The sequence below is a fragment of the Paenibacillus zanthoxyli JH29 genome, assembly GCF_000520715.1.
Lineage (GTDB): Bacteria > Bacillota > Bacilli > Paenibacillales > Paenibacillaceae > Paenibacillus_AQ > Paenibacillus_AQ zanthoxyli.
Genome location: NZ_ASSD01000616.1, coordinates 1 through 1,905 on the forward strand (window position 1 = coordinate 1; position 1,905 = coordinate 1,905).

Here is a 1,905-nt window from a genome sequence, read left to right on the forward strand (position 1 = left end):
CACGTTCCGTAATTTCAAAATAAACGATGTTGAAGGCCAGCCAAAACAGGCCCGAAGCAATGCCAAGCACAATGCCAAGCGGCCAGACGTACTGGGTCACCTTGCTCTCCAGCCACAGCACCAGAAGATAAAAAAGGCCCGAAACGGCGATGCCAAGCCGCAGGGCGCTCATTTTATTATGTTCCTTCACCCACTTGCCCCCCAGCCAAAAGCTGAGACCCAGAGCAAGCTGCTGGGCTACAGTAAACCAGCCGATCATGGCGTAATCCTGACGATTTTTCCACAAGTAGACATTCAGAAAAGTTCCCGCAAGCGCGCCCGAAAGCACGAATAACCCGTTAACCGCCAGCAGCAGCGCCGCCTGTCCCCGCAGCGAGACCTTCATCGTATTCCTCCTTAACCTTTGAGACATGCACCCGTATAACATGCCCCAAACGGGAGGATCTTAGCGGAGGAACTTATTTATTTGCGAAGGCCCCCGATATTGCGCACCCACTGCTCTCGGTCTTCTTCGGCCAGGCTGTGCTGAACCTGAAAGCATGACGGACAGACATACATATTTAAGGAGAACGGCGCGTTCAGCAGCGGTATGCCAAGTAAGGCGGGAACGGCGGATTTGAAATCACTCACCTCTACCGTACCGGCAAGCAGCATATATTCATGACACTGCGGACATTCAGGCACTTCGGCCTGCTCATCAAGAACGGCGGCTACGGAGCTGTCATAATGCTCCAGATCGTAAGTGTCCCGGTAAGCATCGAGTGTGTTGAATACGGGAACAACTCCGTCCTGCTCGTCTTCTCCCCATAAATTGTCGCCATGTTCATGTTCATGCTCATGCTCATGCTCGTCATCGTCTTCCAATTCGTCGTCATCCAGATCTTCCTTGCTGATATTGACCGTACGGTAAGCGCTAAGTTCGTTGCCGCAATGTGGACAGGCTTCCTCCGGTCCGAGTTCTTCGTCCCATACAATTTCCGTATGGCACCAAGGGCAGATGGTCGTATCCATTTTTTTCAGTCTCCTTCGTCAATTCATCATTAGATAGATAATTCCGGCCGCCATAAACAAGACCGCCGCAACAAACAGCACACGCACCAGAATTTTCATTCGGCTTCAGCGTCTCCTTTTGCGCCGTTCGATTTTTTTCTACAGAATGGAAGCCCCGATCACATAGGATAATGACACGGAAATGAGCATCGCTGTCAGTCCGACCGCCCGGTTATCGGCCGCAATCTCCTTATCGATCGAAAAGACGGGCGTCAGAAATTCAAACATAAAGTAAGCAATCAGCAGCAGAACAAAACCGATTACGGACCACTTCATGGTTTCGTAAATCGAAGCCTCAGCCTGGATACTGAAGCGCAGCACGTTGCAGATACCGAATATTTTGCCGCCGGTCGCCATTGAAGCCGCCACGTTACCCCTGCGGATTTCATCCCAGCAATTGTACTTTGTTACCATTTCAAATATGGATAGAAATACAACCAGCTCCAAAATGGCAACCGCAAAGTAGCCGAGCAGGCTCCCCAGCGGATGGCTCAGCCAAGCATCGATTACGTGTTCCATAGGTTTTCTCCTTCTTTCCGCCGGGAAAGCCCGTTATTTCAGCTCCGCAACCGTTACGCCCGCGCCGCCTTCATTATAGTTGCCCAGACGGTAGCTCTTGACATGCTTATGCTTGCGCAAATATTCCTGAATCCCCGAGCGCAGGACACCGGTTCCCTTGCCGTGGATAATGTAAATCTGGCCAAGATTTCCGAGAAACGCCTCATCAAGAAAACGGTCCGTCTCAATCAGCGCCTCTTCCAAATTTGCTCCACGCAAATCCAGCTCGCTGCGGATATTCTCGTCCCGTGTGCGCTTGACTGTGGTAGCCTGGCGCAGCGGCTGCGGGGCAGCCGG

Annotated in this window: 3 protein-coding genes and 1 pseudogene; all 4 read right to left on the reverse strand. The window is 51.9% G+C overall.

Features of this window, described 5'->3' with window-relative positions; genetic code table 11:
• A pseudogene (locus tag L691_RS29955) lies at window positions 1-385 on the reverse strand (MFS transporter); the annotation flags it as partial.
• Between the two features lie 77 nt (window positions 386-462).
• Window positions 463-1,011: a hypothetical protein gene (locus tag L691_RS0123760; protein WP_025692770.1), complete on the reverse strand. Its 549-nt coding sequence runs from the start codon at window positions 1,009-1,011 to the stop codon at window positions 463-465.
• 138 nt (window positions 1,012-1,149) lie between these two features.
• On the reverse strand, window positions 1,150-1,569 hold the full coding sequence (locus tag L691_RS0123770) for a DUF350 domain-containing protein (protein WP_025692771.1): 420 nt from the start codon (window positions 1,567-1,569) through the stop codon (window positions 1,150-1,152).
• A gap of 33 nt (window positions 1,570-1,602) precedes the next feature.
• On the reverse strand, window positions 1,603-1,905 hold a 303-nt coding region (locus L691_RS29960; RefSeq protein WP_036737986.1), incomplete at its 5' end, for a Smr/MutS family protein.